Here is a 248-nt window from a genome sequence, read left to right on the forward strand (position 1 = left end):
GGTGGAAACCAGCGGTACGGTGCCGGGTGGTGCGGGTTCGCCGCTTCCGGAACACCCGGCCAGCAGGACGACACTCAACGCGACAGCGCAACCGGACGCGGCCCGACGCAGAACGCTCATACCGCCCCACTCTGTCAGCACAGTTCGGCCATTGGACAACGCCACGGTTAACTCCTGCCGCCACGCCGACAAGTACTTGCCGGACCGGCGATACTCCTGCCGGCCGGGGCCGCGGCCTGTTCCCCGGA

General features: G+C 68.5%; 1 protein-coding gene. It reads right to left on the reverse strand.

Going from position 1 to position 248, the window contains the following annotated elements; all coding sequences use genetic code 11:
* A partial coding sequence (locus tag CUZ56_RS15355; RefSeq protein WP_204250976.1) for a hypothetical protein occupies positions 1 to 192 on the reverse strand: 192 nt, incomplete at its 3' end.
* Between the last annotated feature and the right edge of the window lie 56 nt (positions 193 to 248).

The organism is Saezia sanguinis (assembly GCF_003991585.1).
Taxonomy (GTDB): domain Bacteria; phylum Pseudomonadota; class Gammaproteobacteria; order Burkholderiales; family Burkholderiaceae_C; genus Saezia; species Saezia sanguinis.